Genomic DNA, 24,064 nt, shown 5'->3' with positions numbered 1-24,064 from the left:
CCGTACCCGTACGCCCGCACCCGCCCGTCACGGCGTGCCCCGGCCCCGGCCGGGGCACGCCCCCGACCCCAGGACCGCCATGACCTCCTCCGCCGCCCCGAGCGGGCTGCTCCTCGGCATCGACATCGGCACCTCCTCCGCCAAGGGCGTCCTCGCCCGCCCCGACGGCACCCTGCTCGCCTCCGCCCAGCGCGAGCACACCACCTCCTCGCCGCGCCCCGGCTGGTTCGAGCACGACGCCGAGGACATCTGGTGGGCCGATCTGCGCGCCCTGGCCCGGGAGTTGCTGGCCCAGCTGCCCGCGGGCGAGCGGCTCGCCGGGGTCGGCGTCAGCGGCATCGGCCCCTGCCTGCTCCCGGCGGACGCGGCGGGCACCCCGGTCCGGCCCGCGATCCTGTACGGGGTGGACACCCGGGCCGGCGCCCAGATCGCCGCGCAGAACGCGCACTACGGCGCCGAGGAGATCATCCGCCGCTGCGGCGCCCCGCTGACCAGCCAGGCGGTGGGCCCCAAGTTCGCCTGGCTGCGCGAGCGGGAGCCGGCGGCCTGGGCCCGTACCCGCCGCTGGTTCATGGCCAGTTCGTACCTCACGCACCGGCTCACCGGCGCCTACGTACTGGACCACCACTCGGCCAGCCAGTCGGTGCCGCTGTACGACCCGCGGGCGGGCGCCTGGATCCCCGAGTGGTGCGAGGAGATCGCGCCGGGCCTGGAGTGGCCCCGCCTGGTGTGGCCCGCCGAGACCGTCGGCGAGGTCACCGCCGAGGCCGAGGCGGCGACCGGCATCCCCGCCGGGACGCCCGTGGTGGCGGGCACCGTGGACGCCTGGGCGGAGGCCGCGGCGGCGGGCGTACGGGACCCGGGGGACGTGATGCTGATGTACGGCACCACCATGTTCCTGGTCAACGTGGTCGGCGAACCGGTGGGCGACGCCCGGCTCTGGGGCACCGCCGGGGCCTTCCCCGGCACCCACTGCCTGGCCGCGGGCATGGCCACCTCCGGGGCGGTCACCGGCTGGCTGCGCGAGCTGACCGGCGCCTCCTACCCGGAGCTGACCGAGGAGGCCGACCGGCTGCCGCCCGGCGCCGAGGGCCTGCTGATGCTGCCGTACTTCGCCGGGGAGCGCACCCCGCTCTTCGACCCGGACGCCCGGGGCCTGATCCACGGGCTGACCCTGCGGCACGGCCGGGGCCACCTCTACCGGGCCGCCCTGGAGGCCACCGCCTTCGGGGTCCGGCACAACCTGGAGACCATGGTGGAGGCGGGCGGCTCACCGAAGCGCCTGGTCGCGGTCGGCGGCGGCGCCCGCGGGCTGTGGACCCGGATCGTCTCCGATGTCACCGGGCGCCCCCAGCAGGTGCCCCGGCACACCATCGGGGCCGCCCACGGGGACGCCCTGTTCGCGGCGCTCGGCACCGGTCTCGTCTCGGCCGCGGACCTCGGCGGCTGGAACCCGGTGGCCTCCGTGGTGGAGCCCGATCCGGCCACCGGGGAGGTCTACGAGGAGCTGTACGGCCTCTACCGCGAGCTGTATCCGGCCACCAGGGAAGCCGCCCATGTCCTCGCCGCCCGCCAGCACAAGGACGCCTGAGGGGCGGGTGATCCGCCCCCGGTCCCGTCCCCCGAAGGGCGCCGCCGTCGTACGATGCCGGGCGTGACCGACGACGACGCGCCGCTGCTCGCGGACCTCCTGCCGTGGTCCGTCGCCGCCCCGCGCCTCGGCCGGGCCTGGCCGCTGGCGCCCGACGCGGCCTCGCTGAAGGCCCGTTGGGAGGCCTTCGGCAAGGCGGAGGGCGCCGAGCGCGAGCGGCTGCTCGGCCCCACCCGCTCCCGCACCCTGCACACCGCGGTGGCCCAGCTCCCCGGCCGCCGCACCGGCACCGACCGCCTGGCCGGTGAACTCGGGCCCTGCCCCGAGCCGGTACGCGTCCTGCACGCCCCCTTCGACGAGCAGTGGCTGATACCCGACCACCGGCTGATCGACGCGGCCCGCCCCGAGCTGTGGCGGGTCGCCGACGCCCGGCAGATCTTCCTGGTGGAGCAGCCCTTCACCCCCGGCGACGGGAGCCCCCCGCTCCTCGCCACCTCGCTGCTCCCGGGCGCCGTCCTCCCGCCGGACGGGCAGCCGCACACCGTACGGCCGGGCAGGATCAGGCCGCTCTTCCGGCGCCCGGGCGGTCAAGAGCCCAATCTGGCACCGGGGTTGGGCACCTTCCTGGACGCCCGTCTCGGTCTGTCCACCGCCCCCGAGGACCTGCTCGCCTGGATCCTCGCCGTCGCCCGGGGCGGGCCGAAGGGCCCCCGGGTGCCGCTGCCGACCGGCCCGGAGGTCTGGACCCGCGGCGTGGAACTGGGCCGGCACCTGCTCTGGCTGATGCGGCGCGGCCCCGGTGAGCGGCCCCGGATGCCGGGCGGCAGGCGGCCCTACGTGCGCGCCCCGCTGCCCGCGCGGCCCCCGGCCCCGGAGTACGACCCCGAGGAGGAGACCCTCCTGGTCGGCACCGGCCGCGTCTCCCCCGTACCGGCCGGGGCCTGGGAGTTCCGGGTCGGCCAGGTCCGGGTCCTGGAGGCCTGGTTCGCCCGCCGCGCGGCGGCCGGGGAGCCCGGGAGCCTCGCCGCGCTCGCTCCCGCCGCCTGGCCGCAGTCCCGCACCTCCGAGCTGCTCGAACTCCTCACCGTGCTCGCCCTCCTCGCCGAACTGCGCCCGCAACAGGCGGAGTTGGCCGCCGCACTGGCCGGTGCTCCCGGCCGGGCGGAGCTGAGTGCGGCGGGCGTGCTGCCGCCGCCGCCCGCCGCGCGGCGCCCCGCCTCCGTACTCGACCACCAGGAGGAGGGCCCGGGCGGGCAGTTCGCGCTGCTGTGAGGCGGGGCGGCCGGGGCGCTCCCCGACCGGCGGCCGGTGCGGGCCCGGGCGCGCGGCGCGTGACGGACGCCTCGGTGACAAGCCCGCCCGCCGGGGACATGATCGCTCGCATGGAGCCCCCCACCACCCCGCCCTCCCCTGATGTGCAGCCGCTGCCGCTGGACGGCCTCACCGTCGTCGCCGTGGAGCAGGCCGTCGCCGCCCCCTTCGCCACCCGGCAGCTCGCCGACCTCGGCGCCCGGGTCATCAAGGTGGAGCGCCCCGGCGGCGGCGACTTCGCCCGCCACTACGACACCGCCGCCGCGGGACTGGCCTCGCACTTCGTCTGGTGCAACCGCGGCAAGGAGTCGATCGCCCTGGACCTCAAGGACCCGCGCGGACGGGACGTGCTCGGCCGCCTGCTCGCCACCGCGGACGTCTTCGTGCAGAACCTCGCCCAGGGCGCGGCGGCCCGCCTCGGCCTGGACGCGGCCACCCTGTGCGCCGCCGACCCCCGGCTGATCGCGGTGGACATCTCGGGCTACGGCACCGGCGGCCCGTACGCGGACCGGCGGGCCTACGACATGCTCGTCCAGTGCGAGGCGGGCCTGGTCTCGGTGACCGGCACCCCCGAGCAGCCGGTGAAGTCCGGGATCCCGGCGGCCGACATCGCGGCCGGGATGTACGCCTTCTCCGGGGTGCTCGCGGCCCTGGTGCGGCGCGGGACGACCGGGCGCGGCGGCCCGGTGGAGGTGTCGATGCTGGAGGCGCTCGCGGAGTGGATGGGCCATCCGCTGCACCACACGATCCACGGCGGCACGGCACCGGTACGGACCGGCCTCGCCCATACGGTGATCGCCCCGTACGACGCCTATCCCACCGCGGACGGCGGCCGGGTGCTGCTCTCGGTGCAGAACGACCGGGAGTGGCGCAGGCTCGCCGCCCAGGTGCTCGGCAGTCCGGAACTCGCCGAGGACCCCGATTTCGCCACCAACGCGGCGCGGGTGGTCCACCGGGAACGTACCGACGCCGCCGTCGCGCGGGCCCTCGGGGAACTCACCGCCGAGGAGGCGCTGCGGCGGCTGGACGCGGCGGGGATCGCCTGTGCGCGGCTGCGCGGGATGACCGGCCTGGCCGCGCATCCGCAGCTGGCCGCGCGGGACCGCTGGCGGGAGATCGGCTCTCCGGCCGGTCCGCTGCGGGCCCTGCTGCCGCCCCTCACGCTGCCCGGCGGGGAGGAGGCGCGGATGGGGGCGGTGCCCGGGCTCGGCGAGCACACCGAGGCGCTGCTGCGCTCCGTGGGGATGACGGAAGCGGAGATCACGCAGCTGCGCCAGGACGGTGTGGCCGCCTGAGCGGTGACCGGTGTGCGGTAGGGGCTCAGCGCCCCCCGAGCAGCGTGCGGCGCAGCCGCCGCAGCGGCGCGAAGAGGGAGACCTTCCGCACCCGGGCACGGCGGCCCGTGGGGGTGTGCTCCTGCGTCTGCTCGCGGGTGGTCAGCTCGCGCATCAGCAGCGTGGCCTCCGCGGCCTCGCGCTGCGGGACCACGGGTCCGCCCATCACGGCGAAATGCCGGTCGAGCCGCGACTTGGTCGCGCTGCTCCCGCAGTTGATGGCAGGCACTCGCGCCCTGTTTCGTACAGTTATCTGTTCCATGTCACTCCCCACCCGTACGACGGCACCCGGCCCGGGCAGCTCAACACTATCGTCCCCACGGGACGCACGTGTATCCCGATACCCGTATTCACCTTTCCCACAAGGGTGTTGACGATCACTCTCCGAATCCGGCCCTCCTCTTGAGCATGCCCGAAAGCCCCCGGGTCAGCCATGACTCCCGGCAGCGGAAGGGGCCGGTGACGGGGCGTGAGGACGGGGGCGGTGGGCCCGGAGGCGGGGGTCCGGCGTGTCGAGGGGTGGACCCGGCCCCGTACGCGGCAGGTCCGGGCACCCCGAAGGAGGCCCGGACCTGCCGACCGCTGTGGCACACCCCGTCAGGAAGCGCTCTCCAGCGCGGGGAGGTAGCCGCCCGACTGACCGGCGGCCGTCGGGTGGTACGAGTTGGTGACGTCCGGCAGGCTGACGCTGTGCAGCCAGGCGTCGCCGGAGCAGATCTCGTGACCGGTGAAGTTGCCGACGACGCTCGCGAAGCTGAAGCCGTGGGCGGAGGCGCGGGCCGAGGTGACCTGGTTCAGGAGGTCGGAGGCGCCGTTGACCGCGGAGCGCTCCTCGTCCGTCAGACCCGCCACGCAGCTTCCGTCGATCTTGTAGAAGCGCGGGTAACCGAGCACGACCACATGGGCGTTGGGGGCGCGCGAGGAGATCTGGTCGTAGACCTGGTCGAGCTTGGCGGGCAGCTCGTTCTCGACGAAGGAGCGGGCCGTGTTGATCCGGCTGATGCAGTTGTCCTCGCCCGGCAGGACGCAGTTGATCATCACGTCCGAGAAGCCGGCGTCGTTGCCGCCGATGGAGATGGTGACGGTGCCGGTGCTGGCGCTGAGCGGGCCGAGCTGGTTGGCGAGCACATCGCCGGTGACGGCGCCGGAGCAGGCCGTGAAGTCGAACGAGGAAGGCGAGTGGGCGTTGGCCCACAGCTGCGGGTAGGCGTTCGCGCTGCGCTTGCAGCCGCTGCTGTCGTAGTCACCCGCGCCCACTCCGGAGGAGTAGGAGTCGCCGAGGGCCACATAGCCGTCGGCGGCGGCCTGGTCCGCGCTCGCCGCGCTCGCCCCGGTGAGCGCGGCGGCCCCGGCCAGGGTGAGGGCCGAGACATAGGCCGCGAGTCTCTTCAGTTTCATCTGCTACCTCCGTGGGGGGATCTCTGCGCAACTGTGTTAGCACGCGGGGAAGTTGACTGGAAGTGTCCATGTCAATCTTTTCCTCGACACGCCACCCGCGCCCTTCTCCGGTTCCGCACACACCCGTACAGACAGGACCTGACGGACCCTCGGCCGCGCCGCGGACTACTCGCGTAGACCAGGCGCCGCGCGCCTTCCCGGGGATGTCCGGGAAGAGGTCGGTCGGGTGCCTGTCTCATGCCCCGCCGGTACGCGGTCCACGCGCGTCGACCGCCTCGAACCCGTGTTTCCGTGCGGGGAGTTGACGCCCCTGCCGGGGCACAGCGGAGTTTTCCCGCACAGAAGGGACAGCGGGCGGGGGCACGGAAACCGGGTGCACCGGGCAGAGCGGTGACGGATCATGGCGGCATGCCCGCGAACCCAGAGGAAGCCCTGCCGATCCGGCTCAACGTCGATGACAGCGACTCCCCTTCGGATGTCGTAGACGCCCTGTTCCTCGGTCGCTTCGCCACCGGTGAGCAGCCGTACTCGCACAGCGTGAACATCGAACGCGTACGCACCGGCGCCACCCTGCTGCCGCCGGGGGCGCGGGTGCTGCGCGCGGCCCGCGACGACGACCGCAGCGCCGTGCTCGCCGAGGGCGAGGGCTGGACCCTGCTGGTCTCGCGCTGGAGCCGGGGCGCCGATGTCACCGTCACCGCCACCAGCGCCGAACTCGCCGAGCAGACCGTCTCCGCGGCCACCGAGGGCGCCCAGGACGAGCCGGAGCCGCAGCCCGAGGACGTCACCATGGGCTTCTGGTACGTCTCCCCGCGCCGCGGACCGCACCGGACGACCCGTCAGATCTCCGCGGGGACCTGGCCGGAGGTCCGGCAGAACTACACCGCGCCGGTGGCCGACGCCATGGACGGGCTGATGAAGACCACCCCGGAGGACATCACCGGGCGGCTGCTCCTGCTGCACGGACCGCCCGGCACCGGCAAGACCTCCGCGCTGCGCACCCTCGCCCGCTCCTGGCGCGACTGGTGCCAGGTCGACTGCGTACTCGACCCGGAGCGGCTGTTCAGCGATGTCGGCTACCTGATGGACATCGCGATCGGCGAGGACGAGGGCGCCGCGAAGAGCCGCTGGCGGCTGCTGCTCCTGGAGGACTGCGACGAGCTGATCCGCGGCGAGGCCAAGCACACCGCGGGCCAGGCGCTCTCCCGGCTGCTCAACCTCACCGACGGGCTGCTCGGCCAGGGCCGCAACGTCCTGGTGGGCGTCACCACCAACGAGGACCTGGAGCGGCTGCACCCCGCCGTGGTGCGCCCGGGCCGCTGCCTCGCCCGGATCGAGGTCGGTCCGCTCACCCGCGCCGAGTCGCTGGGCTGGCTGGGCGAGGAGGCCGCGGGCCACGAGAGCGCCCTCGGCCGCGAGGGCGCCACCCTCGCCGAGCTGTACGCGCTGCGCCGGGGCACCTCCCCCGCCTCGGTGCCGGACCAGCGGCCGGGGGCGGACGCGGGGCTGTACCTCTGAGCCGCCGATGAACCTTCTGCGCGGTGGAACCTCTGCGCGGTTGCAGCTCCGAGCGGTTGAAGCTCTGGGCGGTCTCGCGGGCCGCCGGGATCCGGGATCAGTGGGCCGCCGGGATCAGCCGGTCAGCGGGCGGGCGGTGCGGTCCCGCGGGAGCCGTGCGCTCCCGCGGGAGGAGTTCAGTCCGCGGCGCCGTAGGCCGCGCGCAGGGCCTGGTGGGCGGCGCGCAGGGCCTCGTCCTCGGTCAGGCCGAGCCGTCTGGCCTGGGCGGCGAAGGACTGCGCGGCCTCGGCCGCCCTGCGGTCCGCGGCCTCGCCCGCGGCGGCGATGAAGGTGCCGTTGCGGCCGCGGGTCTCGATCACCCCGTCGCTCTCCAGGGCGCGGTAGGCCTTGGCCACCGTATTGGCGGCGAGGCCGAGTTCCTGGGCGAGGCCGCGCACGGTGGGCAGCCGGTGGCCCACCGGCAGCCGCCCGGTCCTGGCCTGCTCGGAGATCTGCGCGCGCAGCTGCTCGTAGGGGGCGGTGCCCGCGTCGTCGTCGATGCTCAAACCGGTCTTCGAGGTCACCGGGCGATTGTCCCGCACCGGGGCGCGCGCGGGCGCCCGGGACCGGCGGGCGGCCGGGGAACTGGGCGCGGAATCGGGCGCGGAATATAGGGAGGCGCCTCGGGTCGTGCCGCGCGTAGCGTGCGCCGCATGGATGTGATCGTTCGCCCGCTGCGCCCCGGGGACCCCGCGGATACCGAGGCCTTCGTCCGGGTGCGCCGCCGCGCCCTGCCCTTCATGGTGATGACCGCCGACTCCCTCGCCTTCGACCTGGCGCACGCCCCCGCGCAGAAGCGGTTCCGGCCGCTGGTCGCCGAGGAGGACGGCGAGGTCGTCGGCACCGCGCAGGTCGGTATCGCGCACGAGAGCGCGGAACCGGGGCAGGGCTTCGCCAATCTCTACGTACAGCCGGACCGGGAGGGGCGCGGCGCGGGCTCGCTGCTGCTCGCCGCCGCGGAGGAGCATCTGGCGCGCTCCGGGGCGCGCGAGGTCTGGTCCTGGGTCTACGACGAGCCCCGCAACCGGGAGTTCGCCCTCCGGCACGGCTACACCGCCAAGCGCTCCGCGCACTTCCTGCGCCTGGACCTGGTACGGGACGCGCTGCCGCCGCGCCTCGACCCCCCGGCCGGGGTGGAGTTGCGGCCCGCCTCCTCCTTCGCGGCCGACCCGCGCCCGGTCTTCGCCCTGGACGCGGAGACCACGGCCGACGAGCCGAGCGATGTCGGCGCGGTCCTCACGGACTACGAGGGGTGGCTCGCCGACACCTGGAACCACCCGCTGACCGATCTGGAACTGACCACCGTCGCCGTGGTGGACGGGCGCCCGGTCGCCTTCAGCCTGGCCGAGACGGACCGGGAGACGCGCTACTCCTCCGGCATGACCGGCACCGCGCGCGCCCACCGCGGCCGGGGCCTGGCCAAGCTGGTGAAGAACGACTCGCTGCACCGCGCCCGGGAGGCCGGGATCCGGGAGGCCTTCACCGGCAACGACACGGACAACGGCCCGATGCTCGCCGTCAACACCTGGTTCGGCTACCGGGTGTGCGGGACGGAGGTGCGCCATGTCCGGGCACTCGGCTGAACTCCCCGGGACGGTACGGGTGGTCCTGGTCAAGGCGGGCCGGACGAAGATCCGCTACCCGGCGCGGCTGCTGAGCGACGACGGGGAGCGGGTGACGGTCCGCGCCCCCTGGGCGGGCGAGGGCACCCGGGACTTCGGCTTCGTCCGCTTCGAGCCGGGGGACGTCTTCACCGAGCACTACTGGCGGCACCGGTGGTACGCCGTCAAGGAGGTGCGCGCCGCCGACGGCAGCCTCAAGGGCTGGTACTGCGACATCACCCGGCCCGCGGTGCTCGGCGGCGGCGATCTCACGGTGGAGGACCTGGACCTCGATCTGTGGCGCTCGGCGGACGGGCGGCAGGTGCTGCGCCTGGACGAGGACGAGTTCGCCGAGAGCGGTCTCGCGGCGCGCGATCCGCAGGCGGCGGCTCAGGCCCTGGCCGCCCTGGACGCCCTCGAACTCCTCGCCCGGCAGGGCGACTTCGAGGCCCTGCTCGCGGACTGAGACCGCTTCCCGGCCCCTCGAACCGGTCGTGATGCGCGGTTTGTTCCGCTTTGTGATTGCAGTTTGCCATCGGGGCGCCTTCTCATGGTCATCACGTGCTTCGGATGGGTATGCCTCCCCACAGCGTGACAGTCGCCACTGACAACGCGCCGTTGATGAGGAACGCTCCCGGCACGGGTCCACCTCGGTACTCAGGTACGGGACCCGGTGGGCACCAAGGAGGCAGTCATGCGCCGTGTGACCGTACAGCGCCCCGTCGTCAAGCAGCCCTCCCGCCGCGTACGCGAGGAGGCCGAGGAGAAGACCGCGCACCGGACGGAGGTCCGCAAGGACATCCGCCGGACGTGGTGGCCCGAGGACTGAGCACCCGGAGCCTTCCGGGACCCGGCACCTTCCGGAGGGCACCTTCCGGGACAGAGGATGTCCCGCCCGGCGGACCGGGCGGGACATCTGTTCAGGTGGGACATCTGGTCAGGTGGGACTTCTGGTCAGGCGGGATGCCCGCTCAGGAGAAGCAGGTGGTGGGCGTGGCGTGCGCCGGGTCGAGGGCGTTGGCCACCTCATGGAAGACGATCTTGTCCGTGGTGCCCGCGAGCACATGCTCGGAGAGGTCCGCGGCGCAGAGGTCCTGCAGCCGGACATTGCGTACGCCGGGGCCGTCCAGGAACTGGGTCCGCCAGGGCGTGACCACCTCGTCGTACTGCGTCGCGATCACCGTGTACTGCACGCCGGGCACGGTGTCCCCGCCCGCGTTGAGCTTCTGCATCAGGGGCGAGCCGACGACCTGGTCGGTGAGGGCCGGGGTGTGCTCGTTGAGCAGGTTCTCGATGCCCGGGAAGTAGGGCAGCAGCTTGGTGAAGCCGCTGAGGGTGGTGCCGTGGTTGCTCGGCGCGATGCCGACCAGCGCGTTGACCTTGTCCGCGCCGCCGAGGAACTTCAGGTAGTAGCGGGGCATCATGCCGCCCTGCGAGTGCCCCACCAGGTCGACCTCGCCCGCCCCGGTGGCGGAGCGGACCTTGTCGACGAAGGTGCCGAGCTGCGCGGCCGACTTGTCGACGGGACCGAGCCCCTTGAAGACCGGGACCCCGGGCAGTTCCCCGTAGTTCAGGGAGAAGACGCAGTAGCCCCGGTCGACCAGGTACGGGGCGAGGACCAGCCAGTTGTCGACGGAGTTGGCGAAGGTCCCGTGCACCAGGACCACCGGGCGCGGATGCGCGGCGGAGGGCTTGCAGGAGTAGTCGTTCCAGCCGGAGCTGACGGCCGCGGTCCGCTCGGGTGCGGTCGCGGCGGCCGCGGGTGCGGCGGTGAAGGCGGCGGCGAGCAGGAGGCCCGCGGCGAGTGAGCGGCGCAGGCGCTTCCAGGGCAGCGTCACGTGATCTCCTTGCGGCTCGGTGAAAAGGGAGAGGGGGTTCCGCCTGTGATCCGGATCACGAGGTGCCGTGCTCATGCCAAATTACGCGCCAGTAGCCCCGGATTGAAGCTCCGCGTCAGCAGAAATTGCCGGGCCGGTACGCCTGCCCCGCCCGCCCGGGCCGGGGCGAGGGCCCGGCACCTCCGATCAGGTGGCGGCGGAGCCCACCGCCCGCGACACGGCACCGGACCGGCCGCCGAAGGCGCCAGACTGCGCGGGCCCGGCCTTCACCCACCCCAGGAGCCCGCCATGGACCACCCCTCCCCCGGCTCGCCCGCCGACCGCGTCCATCCCGCCGTCTGCGCCCACACCCACCTCTTCCCCGGGGGCAGCTGCCGACTGCGGGAACTCCCCGACCCCGAGGGCTTCGCCGCCGCTCCCCGGCCCCTCGGCCTGGCCCTGCACTTCTCCGACGGAGTCGTCGTCGCGGACGCGGAGCTGCTGGTCGCCGAGGACGGGGACACCGTCCTCACGGTCCCCGCGTACACCACGGGAGCGGGCACCCCCGTCTCCGAACGCCTGTGGCCGGTACGGAAGTTGCTGCCGGACGGCGGGGAGGTGGAGGTACGGGTCGGCGCGCCCGCCCAGCTCTGAGGAGGCACCCGTGCGGTGAGCCGCACCGCGGGGGCGCCGCCCGGGCGGTGGACCGCGCGGCGGCGCCCCCGCCGGTCTTCCGGCGGGCGCGGGGCGTTCACGCGGTGGTCGCGGTGTGAAAGCCCCGTGGTTTTCCGGGGTTTTTCCGGTACTCCCTGGCGCGTGTGTCGTGCACAAGACAATGCTGATCAGCCGAGTGTGCTCACGTGCATCCCCCACCACAGGAGTCACCTTGCTCATCCACGCTCTGCCCAGAGCAGCCCTCGCGCTGACCGCCCTGGGCGCCCTGGCGGTCCTGCCCGGCGGCTCGGCCGCGGCCCAGCAGGAGGCGGCCGCGCCGGCCGCCACCGGCCGCGCCCCCGAGCCGGTGCCGCGCACCGCGGAGGAGATGCTGCGGCCCGTCGCGCCGCCCCCGGCAAGCACCCTGGACACCGGGGCGGGCGCCGCGGGCCCCGGGGCCACCTCCATCTCCGACGGCGACGGCCTGGAACTCGGGCACCGCAGCCGCCCGGTCGCCCCGGGCGTCACCATGGACGCGTACGACCGTCTGGAGTCCGACAAGTGGCTGCGGGTGCACTCGCTCTCGGTGGACCTCGGCGGCGGCACCAAGGTGGACTACCTGGACTCCGGCAAGGTCGCCGGGCGCAAGACCCTCTCCGAGCTGGCCGCCGGGCACGACCCCGGCAAGGGCCGCCGTACCGTCGCCGCGATCAACGGTGACTTCTTCGACCTCAACGGCACCCAGGCACCGGCCGGTTCGGGCCTGCGCGGCGGAAAGTTCGTCAAATCGCCCGCGGAGAAGAACAACCGGGTCGTGGGGGTGGGCCCCGCCGACGCGGGCCGGATCCTGGAGCTGTACTTCGACGGCACCCTCACCCTCCCCGACGGGAAGCACGCGCTCGGCGCGCTCAACACCGCCGATGTGCCCGCGGGCGGCATCGGCGCGTACAACTCCCAGTGGGGCGAGGCCGACCGGAAGCTGACCGTGGACGGCGGCGAGCGCGCCACCGAGGTCAGTGTGGTGGACGGCAAGGTCACCGCGGTGGGCGACAAGCCCGGCAAGGGCGCGATACCCGAGGGCACCACGGTGCTGCTCGGCAGCGACGCCGGGGCGGACACCCTGGCGGGCCTGAAGGTGGGCGACAAGGTCTCCCTGGAGTACAGCCCCCGTACCGACAAGGGCGAGGTCCCCGGCACCGCGATCGGCGGCCGGGAGCTGCTCGTCGTGGACGGCGAGCCGGTCGACCACGAGGGCGGCGGCAACAACGCCAACGCCGCGCGCACCGCCGTCGGCTTCTCCGAGGACGGCAGCAAGATGACGGTGCTGACCGTCGACGGCTGGCAGACCGACAGCGTGGGTGTCACCCTCACCGAGCTGGGCCTGATGATGAAGCGCGCCGGTGTCCACAACGCGCTCAACCTCGACGGCGGCGGCTCCACCGCGCTGCTCGCCCGCACCCCGGGCAGCGACGAGATCCCGCTGCAGAACAGCCCCTCGGACGGCCGGGAGCGCGATGTGCCCAACGGCCTCGCCTTCACCGCCCCCGAGGGCAGCGGCAAGGTCGAGGACTACTGGGTCGAGACGGCCATGAAGGCCACCGACGCGGCCACCGTCGACCAGGTCAAGGGCGGCCACCCCGAGCGCGTCTTCCCCGGCCTGACCCGCGAACTCACCGCCAGCGCCTACGACGAGACCTACGGGCCCGCGGACGCCACCCCGAAGTGGACCAGTTCGGACACGGAGGTCGGCGAGGTCGACACGAAGGGCGTGTTCACCGCCGGGCACGGCGGCACCGCGAAGGTCACCGCGGCCAGCGGCAGCGCCTCCGGCGACGTCGAACTGACCGTGCTCGACAAGCTCGACCGGATCCAGCCGAGCACCCGCCGGGTCGGCATCGGCAGCGCCGAGGAGAGCGGCCACTTCGGGCTCGTCGGCCTGGACGCGCACGGCGGCAGCGCCCCGATCGAACCCGCGGACGCCACCCTCGACTACGACCACGACCTCTTCTCGATCACCCCGGACGACCGGGGCGGCTTCACCGTCAAGGCCAAGGACGGCTCCGAGGAGCAGCTCTCCGGGCAGGTCACCGCCGAGGTGGGCGGCAAGAGCACCGTGCTCGCGGTCACCGTCGGCCTCACCGAGCAGCAGGAGGCCGACTTCGACGACGCCGAGTCCTGGAAGTTCAGCCAGGCCCGCGCCGACGGCTCGCTCAAGCCGACCCCGGAGGGCCACGACGGCACCGGCCTGGAGATGACCTACGACTTCACCAAGTCGAACGCCACCCGCGCCGCGTACGCCACCCCGCCCAAGACGATCCCGGTGGCGGGCCAGCCGCAGTCCTTCGGCCTGTGGATCAAGGGCGACGGCAAGGGCACCTGGCCGACCCTGCACCTCAAGGACGCGGCGGGCGCCGACCAGTTGCTGCGCGGCCCCTTCGTCGACTGGACCGGCTGGAAGAAGATCGAGTTCAAGGTCCCGGCCGGGACGAACTACCCGGTCAGCGTGCACCGCTTCTACGTCGCCGAGACCATCGCCTCCCGGCAGTACGCGGGCAAGGTCACCTTCGACGACCTGACCGCCGAGGTCCCGCCGGACGTGGACCTGCCCGCGCAGCCGGTCTCGAAGGACCCGCTCATCTCCACGGCGGCGGGCGCGGACGGCCGCGACTGGCGGTTCGCCGTGATGTCCGACGCGCAGTTCGTGGCCAAGGACCCGGACAGCCCGGTGGTCGCCCAGGCCCGCCGCACCCTGAAGGAGATCAAGGCCGCCCGGCCCGACTTCCTGGTGGTCAACGGCGACCTGGTGGACGAGGGTTCACCCGAGGACCTCGCCTTCGCCCACAAGATCCTCGACGAGGAACTGGGCGAGGACCTGCCCTGGTACTACGTACCGGGCAACCACGAGGTCATGGGCGGCAAGATCGACAACTTCACCGAGGAATTCGGCGCCCCGCAGCGGACCTTCGACCACAAGGGCACCCGCTTCATCACCCTCGACACCTCCAGCCTGACCCTGCGCGGCGGCGGCTACGAGCAGATCAAGGAGCTGCGCGGCCAGTTGGACAAGGCGGCCAAGGACCCGGACATCGGCTCGGTGATGGTCGTCGAGCACGTGCCGCCGCGCGATCCCACCCCGCAGCAGGGCAGCCAGCTCAACAGCCGCAAGGAGGCCGCGATGCTGGAGAACTGGCTCACCGGCTTCCGCCTCAGCACCGGCAAGGGCGCGGGCTTCATCGGCTCCCATGTCGGCACCTTCCACGCCTCGCACGTCGACGGGGTGCCCTACCTGGTCAACGGCAACTCCGGCAAGGCACCCGCCACCGCACCCGACCGGGGCGGCTTCACCGGCTGGTCGATGGTCGGCGTCGACCCGGTGCCGGCCGGGCAGCAGGAGGACACCCGGAACCGGCCGTGGGCGGGCGGACCCGACTGGCTGTCCGTGCAGACCCGCGCCCACGTGGACGGGCTCGCCCTGAGCGCCCCGGACCAACTGCCCGCGGGCAAGGCCGAGTCGGTGACCGCCACGGTGACCCAGGGCGAGGGCGAGGAGGCGCGCGAGGTGCCGGTCGGCTTCCCGCTGAGCGCCGACTGGTCGGGCTCCGCGAAGCTGTACGTCGGCGACCCGGACGACGCCGGCCCCGCTGACGTCGCGGCGTACGACCCCGCGACCGGCAAGCTCACCGGCCTGCGTCCCGGCAAGGCCACCGTGCAGGTCACGGTCAACGGCACCGCCGAGGAGGCCTCCTTCACGGTGAGCTGAACCGCCGCCCGGGTGCGGTGCCCACCGGTCCTCCGGCGGCACCGCACCCGGGCGGGACGGTGTGCGCTTCCCCGCGCCGAGTGGCCGGTTGAACGGGCGGTCTGCCTGGTCAACCGGCCCTCTCGGTCGGTGGGTCGGGAGTGCCCCGTCGCCGCTTCGAGTGCGGCTTCGGGTCCGGTTCCGCCAGGGTGCCCGGCATGACCGCCCGGGGGCCGAACTTCGCGCGGGCCCGGTCGGCGACCTCCTCGATCCGGCGGAGCTTGTCGTCCACCGGGTCGAAGCTGAGCTGGCGGGAGGCGCTCTCGGCGGGGCCGAGTCCCTCGGCGCGCAGCAGGATCCCGCGCACCCTGGCCCGCTGGAGGCCGAGCGACTCGTACATCCGGTACGCGGCGGCGCTCAGCACCGCCGAGTGCGCTCCGGCCTCGGGCAGCCGCCTGCTGCGGGTCAGCCCGGCGTGGCCGGTGCGTCCGACGCAGCGCACGGTCAGGCTCAGGGTGCGGCACACCTGGTGCTCGGCGCGCAGCCCCGCGCCGAGTTCACCGGCCGCGGCGAGCAGGGCGCGCCGGTGCAGGAAGGGGTCCAACTCGTCGCGGTCGAAGCGGCGTTCGGCGGTCAGCGAGCGGGCGGCGGCATCCGGCACCACCCGGCTGCGGTCGGTGCCCCTGGCCCGCTCGCGCAGCTCCCGGCCGGCCCGGGCGCCGAGCAGCCGCTGGAGGGCGGGCAGCGGGGCGGCGGCGACCCGGCCGAGGGTGTCGAGCCCGTAGGAGTCGAGCGTACGGACGGTCGCCCGGCCCACCCCGGGCAGCGCGGCCACCGGCCTGCCGGAGAGGAACTCCCCCACCCCGTCCGCCTCCTCGGGCACCACCCGGGGCCTGCCGGGCTCCGCCTCGGCCGCGGCCATCCGGGCCGGTACCGGGGTGGGCCCGGCCCCGACCACGCAGTCCACCCCGTGCCGGGCGAGCGCGCGGACCCGGATCACCTCGGCGAGCTGGACGGCGTCCCGGCCGAAGTACCGCTCGGCCCCGCGCAGGTCCGCGAGCGCCCCGTCCGGCGGCAGCGCCTGCACCAGCGGAGTGAACTCGCCGAGCAGCGCGAGCAGTTGGGACATCGCCCCGTCCTGCCCCGGGGCGAGTCCGAAGCGTACGCAGAGCACGGTCATCCCGCGCTCCCGGGGCTCTGGTGCCAGAGCTTGCGCGGGGGCCCGTTCCCCTCACCCGCCGGGCGCAGGTCGGCCCAGGGGTGCATCTCGTAGCCGGTGGACATCCGGATGCGACGGCCTCCCGTACCGTCCGCGCCGACCTGGCCGTCTTCTACCTCGCCGTTTCCGACCTCGCCGTTTCCGACCTCGCCGTCTCCGGTCTCGCTGCCTCCGGTCTCGCTGCCTCCGGTCTCGCTGCCTCTGGCCTCGCCGTCTCCAGCTCCGCCGTCTCCGGCATCGGAGTCTCCGGATCCGGCGGTGGCCGCGCCCGCGCCGGTGGCCGTGCGGTCCGTGGCCGCGCGCTCCATGGCCGTGCGGTCCGCGCCCGGCCCAGCGGGGCCCGGCCTCGCGCGGTCCGCGCCCGGCCCGGCCGGGCGTGACCCAGCCATGCCCGGCCCCGGGGGTTCGGCGGCGAGGCGGCGGGCCACCGCGTCCAGGCCGCCGGTGGTGCGGAGTTCGGACAGGTCGGCGAGGTTCCAGGCGGCCTCGCCGACCACGCTAAGGCTGCGCGGTCCGCGCCGCTGCACCACCCCGCGCACCAGGAGCAGCCAGGAGTGGAAGACCGTATGGGCGCAGGCGGCGTGGGCGTCGTCGAAGAAGGCGAGGTCGACCAGGCCGGTGCCGTCGTCGAGGGTGGTGAAGATGACCCGCTTCCCGGAGCGGATCGGCGGGGTCTGGGTCGCCGCCTTGGCGCCCGCGACCAGGACCGTCTCCCCGTGCCTGGCCGCCCGCAGCCTGCGCGCGGAACGCACCCCGAGTTCGGTGAGGAACTCCGTGTGGTCGCCCATCAGATGGCGGGAGGCGTCCATGCCGAGGACGCCGAGTTCGGCGCTGAGGCGCTCGGCGTCCCCGAGGTCGGGCAGGCCCGCGGGCGCGGTGCCGCGGCCTCCGGCGAGCGGGAGCTGCTCCCCGTAGGAGCCGCGGGCGCCGCGGTGGAGTTCGCTCAGATGCAGTTGCAGGTCGCGGCGGTTGGCGCCGAAGGCGTCGAGGGCGCCGACCTGGGCGAGCCGCTGGGCGACCGGTTTCCCGGGCCGGCCGCGCTCCCAGAAGTCGAGGAGCGAGGAGTAGGGCTGGGCCCGCTCGATACGGGCGGCCTCGGCCTCGCCGATGCCGTGCACATCGCCGAGCGCGAGCCGGATCCCCCAGCGCGGGGCCGCCCGCCGCCCCGCCGCCCGCTCCTCGAACCGCCCTTTCTCGGACACCAGTTCGATACGGTGGGCGACCGCCGAGCGGTTCACGTCCAGCGGCAGCACCGGCACCCCGCGCCGCCGCGCGTCCGCGAGCAGCAGCCGCTTCGGGTACATCCCCGGGTCGTGGGTGAGCAGTCCCGCGTAGAAGGCGGCCGGGTGATGGGCCTTCAGCCAGGCGGACTGGTAGGTCGGCACCGCGAAGGCGACCGCGTGGGCCTTGCAGAATCCGTAGCTGCCGAAGGCCTCGATGATCTCCCAGGTACGGGCGACGGTCGCGGCGTCGTACCCGCGCCCGGTCGCGTGCTGGGCGAACCAGACGCGGATCCGGCCCTGCGACTCCGGGTCGGAGAGCCCGCGCCGGACCCGGTCCGCCTCGCCCCGGCCGCAGCCGGTCATGATGTCGACGATCCGGATGATCTGCTCGTGGAAGACCACCACCCCGTAGGTCTCGCGCAGCGGTTCCTCCAGGTCGGGGTGCGGGTAGCGGACGGGCGCGCGGCCGTGCCTGGCCTCGATGAAGGGGCGCACCATGTCGGCGGCGACCGGGCCCGGCCGGAAGAGCGAGATGTCGACGACCAGGTCCTGGAAGTCCGCGGGCTGCAGCCTGCCGACCAGGTCGCGCTGGCCCGGCGACTCGATCTGGAAGCAGCCGAGCGTCTCGGTGGACCGGATGAGCCGGTACGTCAGCGGGTCGCCCTCGGGCACCGCGTCCAGGTCGACGCGCTCCCCGCTCGCCCGCTCCACCTCGGCGACCGCGTGCGCCATCGCCGACTGCATGCGTACGCCGAGCACATCGAGCTTGAGCAGGCCGAGGTCCTCCACGTCCTCCTTGTCGAACTGCGACATCGGCAGCTGCTCCCCGCTGGTCGGCACCACGGGGGTGCGGGCGTGCAGCGAGGCGTCCGAGAGCAGGACCCCGCAGGGGTGCATGGCGACGCCGCGGGGCAGCGCGTCCAGCGCCTCGACCAGTTCCCACAGCCGCCGCCTGCCGCCCTGCTGCCTCATCTCCTCGGCGAGCGGGCGCAGTTCGGGCAGCTCCCGCATCGCGCTGCGGGCGTCGCGGGCGCGGATGTGCGGGAAGGCCTTGGCGATGCGGTCGATGTCGGCGGGGTCCAGGGAGAGGGCGGCGCCCACGTCGCGGATCGCGTGGCGGACCCGGTAGGTCTCGGGCATCGCGACGGTGGCGACCCGTTCGGCGCCGAAGCGGGCGAGGATCGCACGGTAGGCCTCCAGGCGGCGGGCGGACTCCACGTCGATGTCGATATCGGGCAGGACGAAGCGGCGGGTGGAGAGGAAACGTTCCATCAGGAGGTCGTGGGCGAGCGGGTCGGCGTGCGCGATCCCCAGCAGGTGGTTGATCAGGGAACCGGCGCCCGAGCCGCGGGCGGCGACCCGGATGCCGAGGCCCCGGATGTCGTCCACGACCTGGGCGACGGTCAGGAAGTAGGAGGCGAAGCCGTGGTGGGCGATGATGTCCAGCTCGTGGTGCATCCGCTCCCAGTAGCCGCGGGCGCCGGGCCCCCGGTCGTAGCCGCGCAGCAGCATCCCGGCGGCGGCCCGGGAGGCGAGGGCGCGCTGGGCGGTGCGGCCCGCGGCGCCCACCAGATGAGGTTCGGGGAAGCGTACGGAGCCCATGCCGAGGTCGTCCTCGGGGTCGACCCGGCAGGCGGCCGCGGTGTCCCGGGTCTGTTCGAGCAGGCGGTGGGCGGTGTCGCGGCGGTAGCCCGCGGCCTCCACGACCCGCTCGGCGGCCTGCCGCATCGCCCCGGCGTCCTTGAGCCAGCGCTCCCCGCTGTCCAGTTCGCCGCGGGCGTCCACGGGCACCAGGCGGCGCGCGGCGTCCAGGACGTCGGCCACCGGTCCCGCCCCGGGGTCGGCGTAGCGCACGTCGTTGCTCAGCACCGGGCGCACCCGCTGCTCGGCCGCGAAGCCGACGGTACGGGCGGCCAGGCGCAGCGAACCGGGTCCGGTGCCCTCGCGGCCGTGCCAGACCGCTTCGAGGCGCAGGTCCTCGCCGAAGAGTTCCCGCCAGGGCGCGAGCAGCCGGGCCGCGCGGTCCGGGCGGCCCGCGGCCAGCGCCCGGCCGACGTCGGAGGCGGGGCCGAGCAGCACCGTGAGGCCCTCGGCGGGCAGCGCGGCGCGGCTGAGCAGCGGCTCGCCCTCGGCGGTGTGCGCGGCGGAGACCAGCCGGCAGAGCGAGGCCCAGCCGAGGGCTCCCTCCCGGGCGAGGAAGGTGACCCGGGGCGAGGACTCGTCGACGAAGGCGCCGCCGCGTACCGGTGCCCGCCGGACACCCGAGGCGTCCCGTCCGGGGCGCTGGGTTTCGGCCACCGCTAGCTCCACCCCGAAGAGCGGGCGGATCCCTTCCCGCGCGCAGGCCTTGGCGAAGCGGACCGCTCCGGCGAGGGTGTTCCGGTCGGTCAGCGCGAGGGCGTCCATGCCCCGCTCGGCGGCGCGGGCGGCCAGCCGTTCCGGATGCGAGGCCCCGTACCGCAGGGAGTATCCGGAGGCGGCATGCAGATGCGTGAAGCCCGGCACACGCACCTCCCAACCGTCCGGTTTCCTGCCTCCCCGGTCTCCACCATAGACCACTCTTCGAACGTACGTACGAGAGGCGGGGCGGCCCGGACCACCGGGAACCGGCCAGGCGCCATCGGCCCCGGAATCACGGGGCTCCGGTCCTTTCCGGCCACTGCGGGAGGAGGGGTCCCGGTCGCTCCGGGGTCCGGCTCCGGACGCTGCGGGACCCCGGGTCCGGCGTCCCCGGAACCCCGGTTCCGGACGCTGCGGAACCCCGGTCCCGGTCACCGCGGGGCCTGCCCGGGCTGACACCCGGGCGGGCACGGCGGAGGCCGGCCCGGCGGAGAACCGGGCCGGCCTCGGCCGGTCGGGAAAGGGCTCCGGCCCGCCCGGGCGAGCGGGCGGGCCGGAGAGTGGTGCGTGTGGTGCGCTGTGCGGTGGTGCGTGTGGTGCGGTGGGTCAGCCGATCTCGGCGCCGAACTCGGAGAGCGCCTCGGGCACCGGCTGGAAGAAGGTCTCGCCGCCGGCGGAGCAGTCGCCGCTGCCGCCGGAGGTGAGGCCGAGCGCCTGGTCACCGGCGAAGAGCGAGCCGCCGGAGTCGCCGGGCTCGGCGCAGACGTCGGTCTGGATGAGGCCCTCGACGGTGCCCTCGGCGTAGTTCACCGTGGCGTTCAGGCCGGTGACGGTGCCGTCGTGGACCTGGGTGGTCGAGCCGCTGCGGGTCACCTGCTGGCCCTCGGTCGCCTCGGAGGCGCCCGCGATGGCCTGGGTGCTGCCGTTGTAGAGGTCCACCTCGCTGGGGTGCGCGGTGTCGCCCGTGTACTTCACCAGGCCGAAGTCGTTGCCCGGGAAGCTGGAGCCGGCGTTCTCACCGATGACCGGGCCGCCCTGCGACTCGGACCAGCTGGTGATGGCCTCGGTGCAGTGACCCGCGGTGAGGAAGTGCGGCTCACCGCCGACGGTGACGTTGAAGCCGAGCGAGCAGCGGCCGCCGCCGCCCCAGATCGCGTCGCCACCGGCGATCAGCGACTTGAACTCGCCCTTGCTGTGCTTGAGCTGGACCTTGCTGCCGAGCTGGTCGACGACCTTGTTCAGCTTGGCGAGTTCGGCGCCCTTGACCGTGCGGTCGGCGGTGACGACGACCTTGTTGGCGGAGTTGTCGACCGACCAGGCGGTGCCCGGGATGCTCGCCTTGTCCTTGAGCGTGGCGCGGGCGCCCTTCAGCTCGGCGAGGGAGTGGTCGACGACCTTGGCCTTGGCCCCGGCCGACTCGACCGCGGAGGCCGCGTCCTGGTTCAGGACGTTGACGACCAGGTGCTTGCTCTGGGCGTCGTAGTACGAGCCCGCGGCATCGCTGCCGAGGTCCTTGGTGAGGGAGGAAGCGAGCTTTCCGGCCGCCGTCGCGGAGAGCGATTCGGCGGAGACATCCGTGCTGGCGTTCGCGGACTGGAAGGAGATTCCCGCGACGACCAGGGCGGCGACACTCGCGCCGGTCACGGCGATACGCCGGGTGGAAATGCGTCGGTGCTTCACGTACGTCCTCCTGTGGGGGGACGACTCCGGGGGCACGTGGGGTTTGCCCGGAGCCGGAAGGCTGATGGCACGGAGCCCGACGGAAAGCCAGTAATGCGTCGCGTCCATGCCAACGGTTGGCCCCACTATCCCCACGGAGAAGCGAACCGGACAAGGTCGACTTCACGTCGCGTCGAGGAGCACGGCCACCGCTCTCCGGGCAGGCGAAGACACCTGGTCAGAGCAGGACCGTCCCTTTCGCAAAGGCGGATTGCGAGGTTCCGGCCGCTTCCTCTCCAGGTGTAGACCTGTCTTGTTCTCGCCCTTTCTTGAGGCTGATCGACCCCCTGACAACGTCGGACTCCGACCCCGGAGGCGCGCGAAAAAACCGATGCGGCACAATGCGCGCCACCCTCGCCTCCCGCCCCTGTCCCCCGCTGTACGACATCAGTCGAAACGGCGCCCGGGGACGGGCGGCGGGCCCCCGCGTCCGAGGACGACGGGAGCCCGCCTCACAGGAGGGACCGTGGTGCGCGCGATCCGGCGGCGGACGCCGGCGCGGCTCAGTAGACGCTGACCCCGTAGGCGCTCAGCGCCTCGGTGACCGGCTGGAAGAAGGTCGTTCCGCCGGAGGAGCAGTTGCCGCTGCCGCCCGAGGTCAGACCGTAGGCGGTGCTGCCGCCGTAGAGCGGGCCGCCGGAGTCGCCGGGCTCGGCGCAGACCGTGGTCTGGATGAGGCCCGAGACCACGTCGCCGCCGCCGTAGTTGACGGTGGCGTTCAGGGCGGTGACCCGTCCGCTGTGGGTGCCGGTGGTGGAGCCGGTCCGGGTGACGGTGGTGCCCACGGAGGGGGTGGCGGCACGCGTGATGTCCACGCCGCCGGCCGTACCGGGCTTGGCGATCGAGGTGTTGGTGTACCGGACGAGACCGTAGTCGTTGCCCGGGAAGCTGGAGCCGGCGGTGGAGCCGAGCACCGTGCTGTGCCCGGAGTTGGACCACCAGGTGCCCGCGCCGTCGGTGCAGTGGCCGGCGGTCACGAAGAAGGAGGCCCCGGAGCTGTCCCGGACGTTGAAGCCCAGGGAGCACCGCCAGCTGCTCGCGTAGATGGCGTCGCCGCCCGCGATCAGCTTGTTGAACGTACCGGGGGTGTGCTTGATCTCCAGGGCACCGGCCTTGGCTCCGGCATCCTTCTTGAGCTGGGCGATCTCCGCCTTGGAGACGGTGCTGTCGACGGTGACGACCAGCTTGTTCGTCTTGGCGTCGACAGCCCAGGAGGTGCCCGCGACATCGGACTTGAGGACCGAGTCGGCCGCCTGGCTGAGCTGGGTGGCGCTGTACGTGGTCGTCTCGCCGGCGTGTGCCGCGGGCACGGCGAGGGCCGCCGCGGCCACCAGGCCGGACGAGAGGGCGATCAGGCGGGTGGGTCTCGCCACGCCGCTGCTGCGGGGGGTGGTGCGCATCAACCTCACTGCTGGTTCCTCCCAGGGAACTCGGGGGCCCGCGTGGGGCCGGGGCCCGTGAGACGCGGTCGGCGCCCGGCCGCCCGGACCCCGGGCCGCCGTGCACCTGACAAGCGCTGCTCGGAGTATTCGGTCGGCGATTGAGCGGCACAAGGGTGGCTTTCAGCCGTACCGCTCGCCCGGTGCCCGCCGAAGCGGAATCCGGCGGAGGCGCGCGCGGGCACCCGGCGCGGTGACCGCCGCGCCGGGTGTTTCCCCCGGGTGAACTCCCGGCGCGCTCAGCCGGAGGGCAGCAGCCGCAGCTCGCCCGCCTCGACGGGCACGTCGAGGGTGTTGCCGGGCGGCGGGAAGGGGCACAGGAAAGCGTCGGCGAAGGCGCAGGACGGCAGCCGGGCCCGGTTGAAGTCGACCACGGCGGCGCCGTCCGGCCCGGGCGCCGCCGTGTCCAGGAAGCGGAAGCGGTAGCTGCCGCGCCCGCTGGTGGCATCGGCGAACACGGCCCACAGCGAGCCGTCCCCGAGGACCGCGACCTGCACGGTCCGCCGCTGTCCTGCCAGTTCGAAGGCCAGCTCGCCGCCGAGCCCGAGCCCCCGCTCCCGCCCGTCCGCATGCGCCACCCGCACCGTGCGGCCGGTGCCGTACGGGGTGAACCGCCCCGGCACCGCGAGGTCCGGGTCGAAGGCGCCGGTGGCGATCCCCCGGAAGGCGGCCCTGGCCGGGCTCGCCGGGTCGAAGTCGCGTACCGCCCAGGCGCCTTCGCGCTCCAGGACGACCAGCCGGCGGCGCCCGAGGGCGACCCGGGCCGCGGCCGGCGGACCGCTGTCGGGGCCGAGCCGCAGCTCTCCGGCGAAGGGCGCTTCGTCGACGATCAGTCCGTCCCCGGCGGCCGCCCTGAGCACCGGCGCCCCGCCCTCCGGCGGGAGGATCCACTCCCCGGGGATGGCCGGAAGTCGACCGTCCGGATAGTCGGAGAGCCAATGTGTGCTACGCAGCGCCGTCAGCCCGTAGGGCGCCGAGACCTCGGCGGTCCGCTCCGCGCGCCACCGCTCCCACTCCTGCCGTTGCCGTTCCTGCCGTTCCCGTTCCTGCCGTTCCCGCTGGTCCCCGGGTGCCGTCCCGGTGGTGCCGTGCTGCGCCTGTGCCATGTCCCCTCCCGCCTCG

18 protein-coding genes are annotated in these 24,064 nt (G+C 74.1%); 9 read left to right on the top strand and 9 right to left on the bottom strand.

The features are described 5' to 3' along the window. Positions 1-79: 79 nt before the first annotated feature. From MID12_RS27690 to MID12_RS27680, 3 genes are all read left to right on the top strand, one after another. Entirely contained in the window at positions 80-1,591 is a 1,512-nt protein-coding gene (locus tag MID12_RS27690) for an FGGY-family carbohydrate kinase (protein ID WP_040254857.1), read from the top strand. A gap of 54 nt (positions 1,592-1,645) precedes the next feature. Further along, positions 1,646-2,863, top strand: coding sequence for a type ISP restriction/modification enzyme (locus MID12_RS27685; RefSeq protein ID WP_263171535.1), 1,218 nt, complete (start codon positions 1,646-1,648; stop codon positions 2,861-2,863). Positions 2,864-2,973: 110 nt separating this feature from the next. Next, positions 2,974-4,197 (top strand): CaiB/BaiF CoA transferase family protein, encoded by a 1,224-nt coding sequence (locus tag MID12_RS27680; RefSeq protein WP_263171532.1) that lies wholly within the window; start codon positions 2,974-2,976, stop codon positions 4,195-4,197. 25 nt (positions 4,198-4,222) lie between these two features. Here the strand turns inward: MID12_RS27680 and MID12_RS27675 are convergent, their stop codons facing one another. Together MID12_RS27675 and MID12_RS27670 are read right to left on the bottom strand one after the other, a co-directional pair. Then, entirely contained in the window at positions 4,223-4,498 is a 276-nt protein-coding gene (locus MID12_RS27675; RefSeq protein ID WP_040254854.1) for a hypothetical protein, read from the bottom strand. A gap of 335 nt (positions 4,499-4,833) precedes the next feature. Then, a complete protein-coding gene (locus MID12_RS27670) occupies positions 4,834-5,634 on the bottom strand; it encodes an SGNH/GDSL hydrolase family protein (RefSeq protein WP_040254853.1) in 801 nt (266 codons plus the stop codon). 408 nt (positions 5,635-6,042) lie between these two features. On the opposite strand from MID12_RS27670, the gene MID12_RS27665 reads away from it, so the two are divergent. Next, positions 6,043-7,152 (top strand): DUF5925 domain-containing protein, encoded by a 1,110-nt coding sequence (locus tag MID12_RS27665; RefSeq protein ID WP_263171528.1) that lies wholly within the window; start codon positions 6,043-6,045, stop codon positions 7,150-7,152. Positions 7,153-7,328: 176 nt separating this feature from the next. Here the strand turns inward: MID12_RS27665 and MID12_RS27660 are convergent, their stop codons facing one another. Then, on the bottom strand, positions 7,329-7,715 hold the full coding sequence (locus MID12_RS27660) for a GntR family transcriptional regulator (RefSeq protein WP_040254850.1): 387 nt from the start codon (positions 7,713-7,715) through the stop codon (positions 7,329-7,331). Positions 7,716-7,844: 129 nt separating this feature from the next. Between MID12_RS27660 and MID12_RS27655 the strand changes: the two genes are divergently transcribed. From MID12_RS27655 to MID12_RS27645, 3 genes are all read left to right on the top strand, one after another. Beyond that, positions 7,845-8,774: a GNAT family N-acetyltransferase gene (locus tag MID12_RS27655; protein WP_263171525.1), complete on the top strand. Its 930-nt coding sequence runs from the start codon at positions 7,845-7,847 to the stop codon at positions 8,772-8,774. Beyond that, entirely contained in the window at positions 8,755-9,258 is a 504-nt protein-coding gene (locus MID12_RS27650; protein WP_040254849.1) for a DUF402 domain-containing protein, read from the top strand. Before MID12_RS27655 ends, MID12_RS27650 begins: the two co-directional genes overlap by 20 nt. A 228-nt stretch (positions 9,259-9,486) precedes the next feature. After that, positions 9,487-9,621, top strand: a complete 135-nt coding sequence (locus tag MID12_RS27645; protein WP_257786954.1) for a hypothetical protein — start codon at positions 9,487-9,489, stop codon at positions 9,619-9,621. Positions 9,622-9,763: 142 nt separating this feature from the next. On the opposite strand, the gene MID12_RS27640 is transcribed toward MID12_RS27645, so the two are convergent. After that, positions 9,764-10,624, bottom strand: coding sequence for an esterase/lipase family protein (locus tag MID12_RS27640; protein WP_040258416.1), 861 nt, complete (start codon positions 10,622-10,624; stop codon positions 9,764-9,766). 294 nt (positions 10,625-10,918) lie between these two features. Here MID12_RS27640 and MID12_RS27635 point away from each other — a divergent pair, with 294 nt between their 5' ends. Continuing rightward, complete coding sequence (locus tag MID12_RS27635) at positions 10,919-11,263, top strand: hypothetical protein (protein WP_040254847.1); 345 nt, start codon at positions 10,919-10,921, stop codon at positions 11,261-11,263. Positions 11,264-11,501: 238 nt separating this feature from the next. Continuing rightward, positions 11,502-15,023, top strand: coding sequence for a phosphodiester glycosidase family protein (locus MID12_RS27630; protein WP_411577079.1), 3,522 nt, complete (start codon positions 11,502-11,504; stop codon positions 15,021-15,023). A gap of 109 nt (positions 15,024-15,132) precedes the next feature. Here the strand turns inward: MID12_RS27630 and MID12_RS27625 are convergent, their stop codons facing one another. From MID12_RS27625 to MID12_RS27605, 5 genes are all read right to left on the bottom strand, one after another. Further along, positions 15,133-16,182: a DNA polymerase thumb domain-containing protein gene (locus tag MID12_RS27625; protein ID WP_263171521.1), complete on the bottom strand. Its 1,050-nt coding sequence runs from the start codon at positions 16,180-16,182 to the stop codon at positions 15,133-15,135. Next, positions 16,179-19,949: a DNA polymerase III subunit alpha gene (locus MID12_RS27620; protein ID WP_263171519.1), complete on the bottom strand. Its 3,771-nt coding sequence runs from the start codon at positions 19,947-19,949 to the stop codon at positions 16,179-16,181. The genes MID12_RS27625 and MID12_RS27620 overlap by 4 nt, the downstream gene beginning before the upstream one ends. A gap of 441 nt (positions 19,950-20,390) precedes the next feature. Continuing rightward, positions 20,391-21,464: a S1 family peptidase gene (locus tag MID12_RS27615; protein ID WP_040254845.1), complete on the bottom strand. Its 1,074-nt coding sequence runs from the start codon at positions 21,462-21,464 to the stop codon at positions 20,391-20,393. A gap of 542 nt (positions 21,465-22,006) precedes the next feature. Then, positions 22,007-22,912 (bottom strand): S1 family peptidase, encoded by a 906-nt coding sequence (locus tag MID12_RS27610; protein WP_040254842.1) that lies wholly within the window; start codon positions 22,910-22,912, stop codon positions 22,007-22,009. A 269-nt stretch (positions 22,913-23,181) separates the two neighbouring features. Beyond that, positions 23,182-24,048 (bottom strand): DUF1684 domain-containing protein, encoded by an 867-nt coding sequence (locus MID12_RS27605; protein ID WP_263171514.1) that lies wholly within the window; start codon positions 24,046-24,048, stop codon positions 23,182-23,184. Between the last annotated feature and the right edge of the window lie 16 nt (positions 24,049-24,064).

This window comes from Streptomyces sp. SCSIO ZS0520, assembly GCF_025643355.1.
Lineage (GTDB): Bacteria > Actinomycetota > Actinomycetes > Streptomycetales > Streptomycetaceae > Streptomyces > Streptomyces physcomitrii.
The sequence above is the reverse complement of the archived record's forward strand: the minus strand, read 5'-3'. Positions and strand labels throughout refer to the sequence as shown.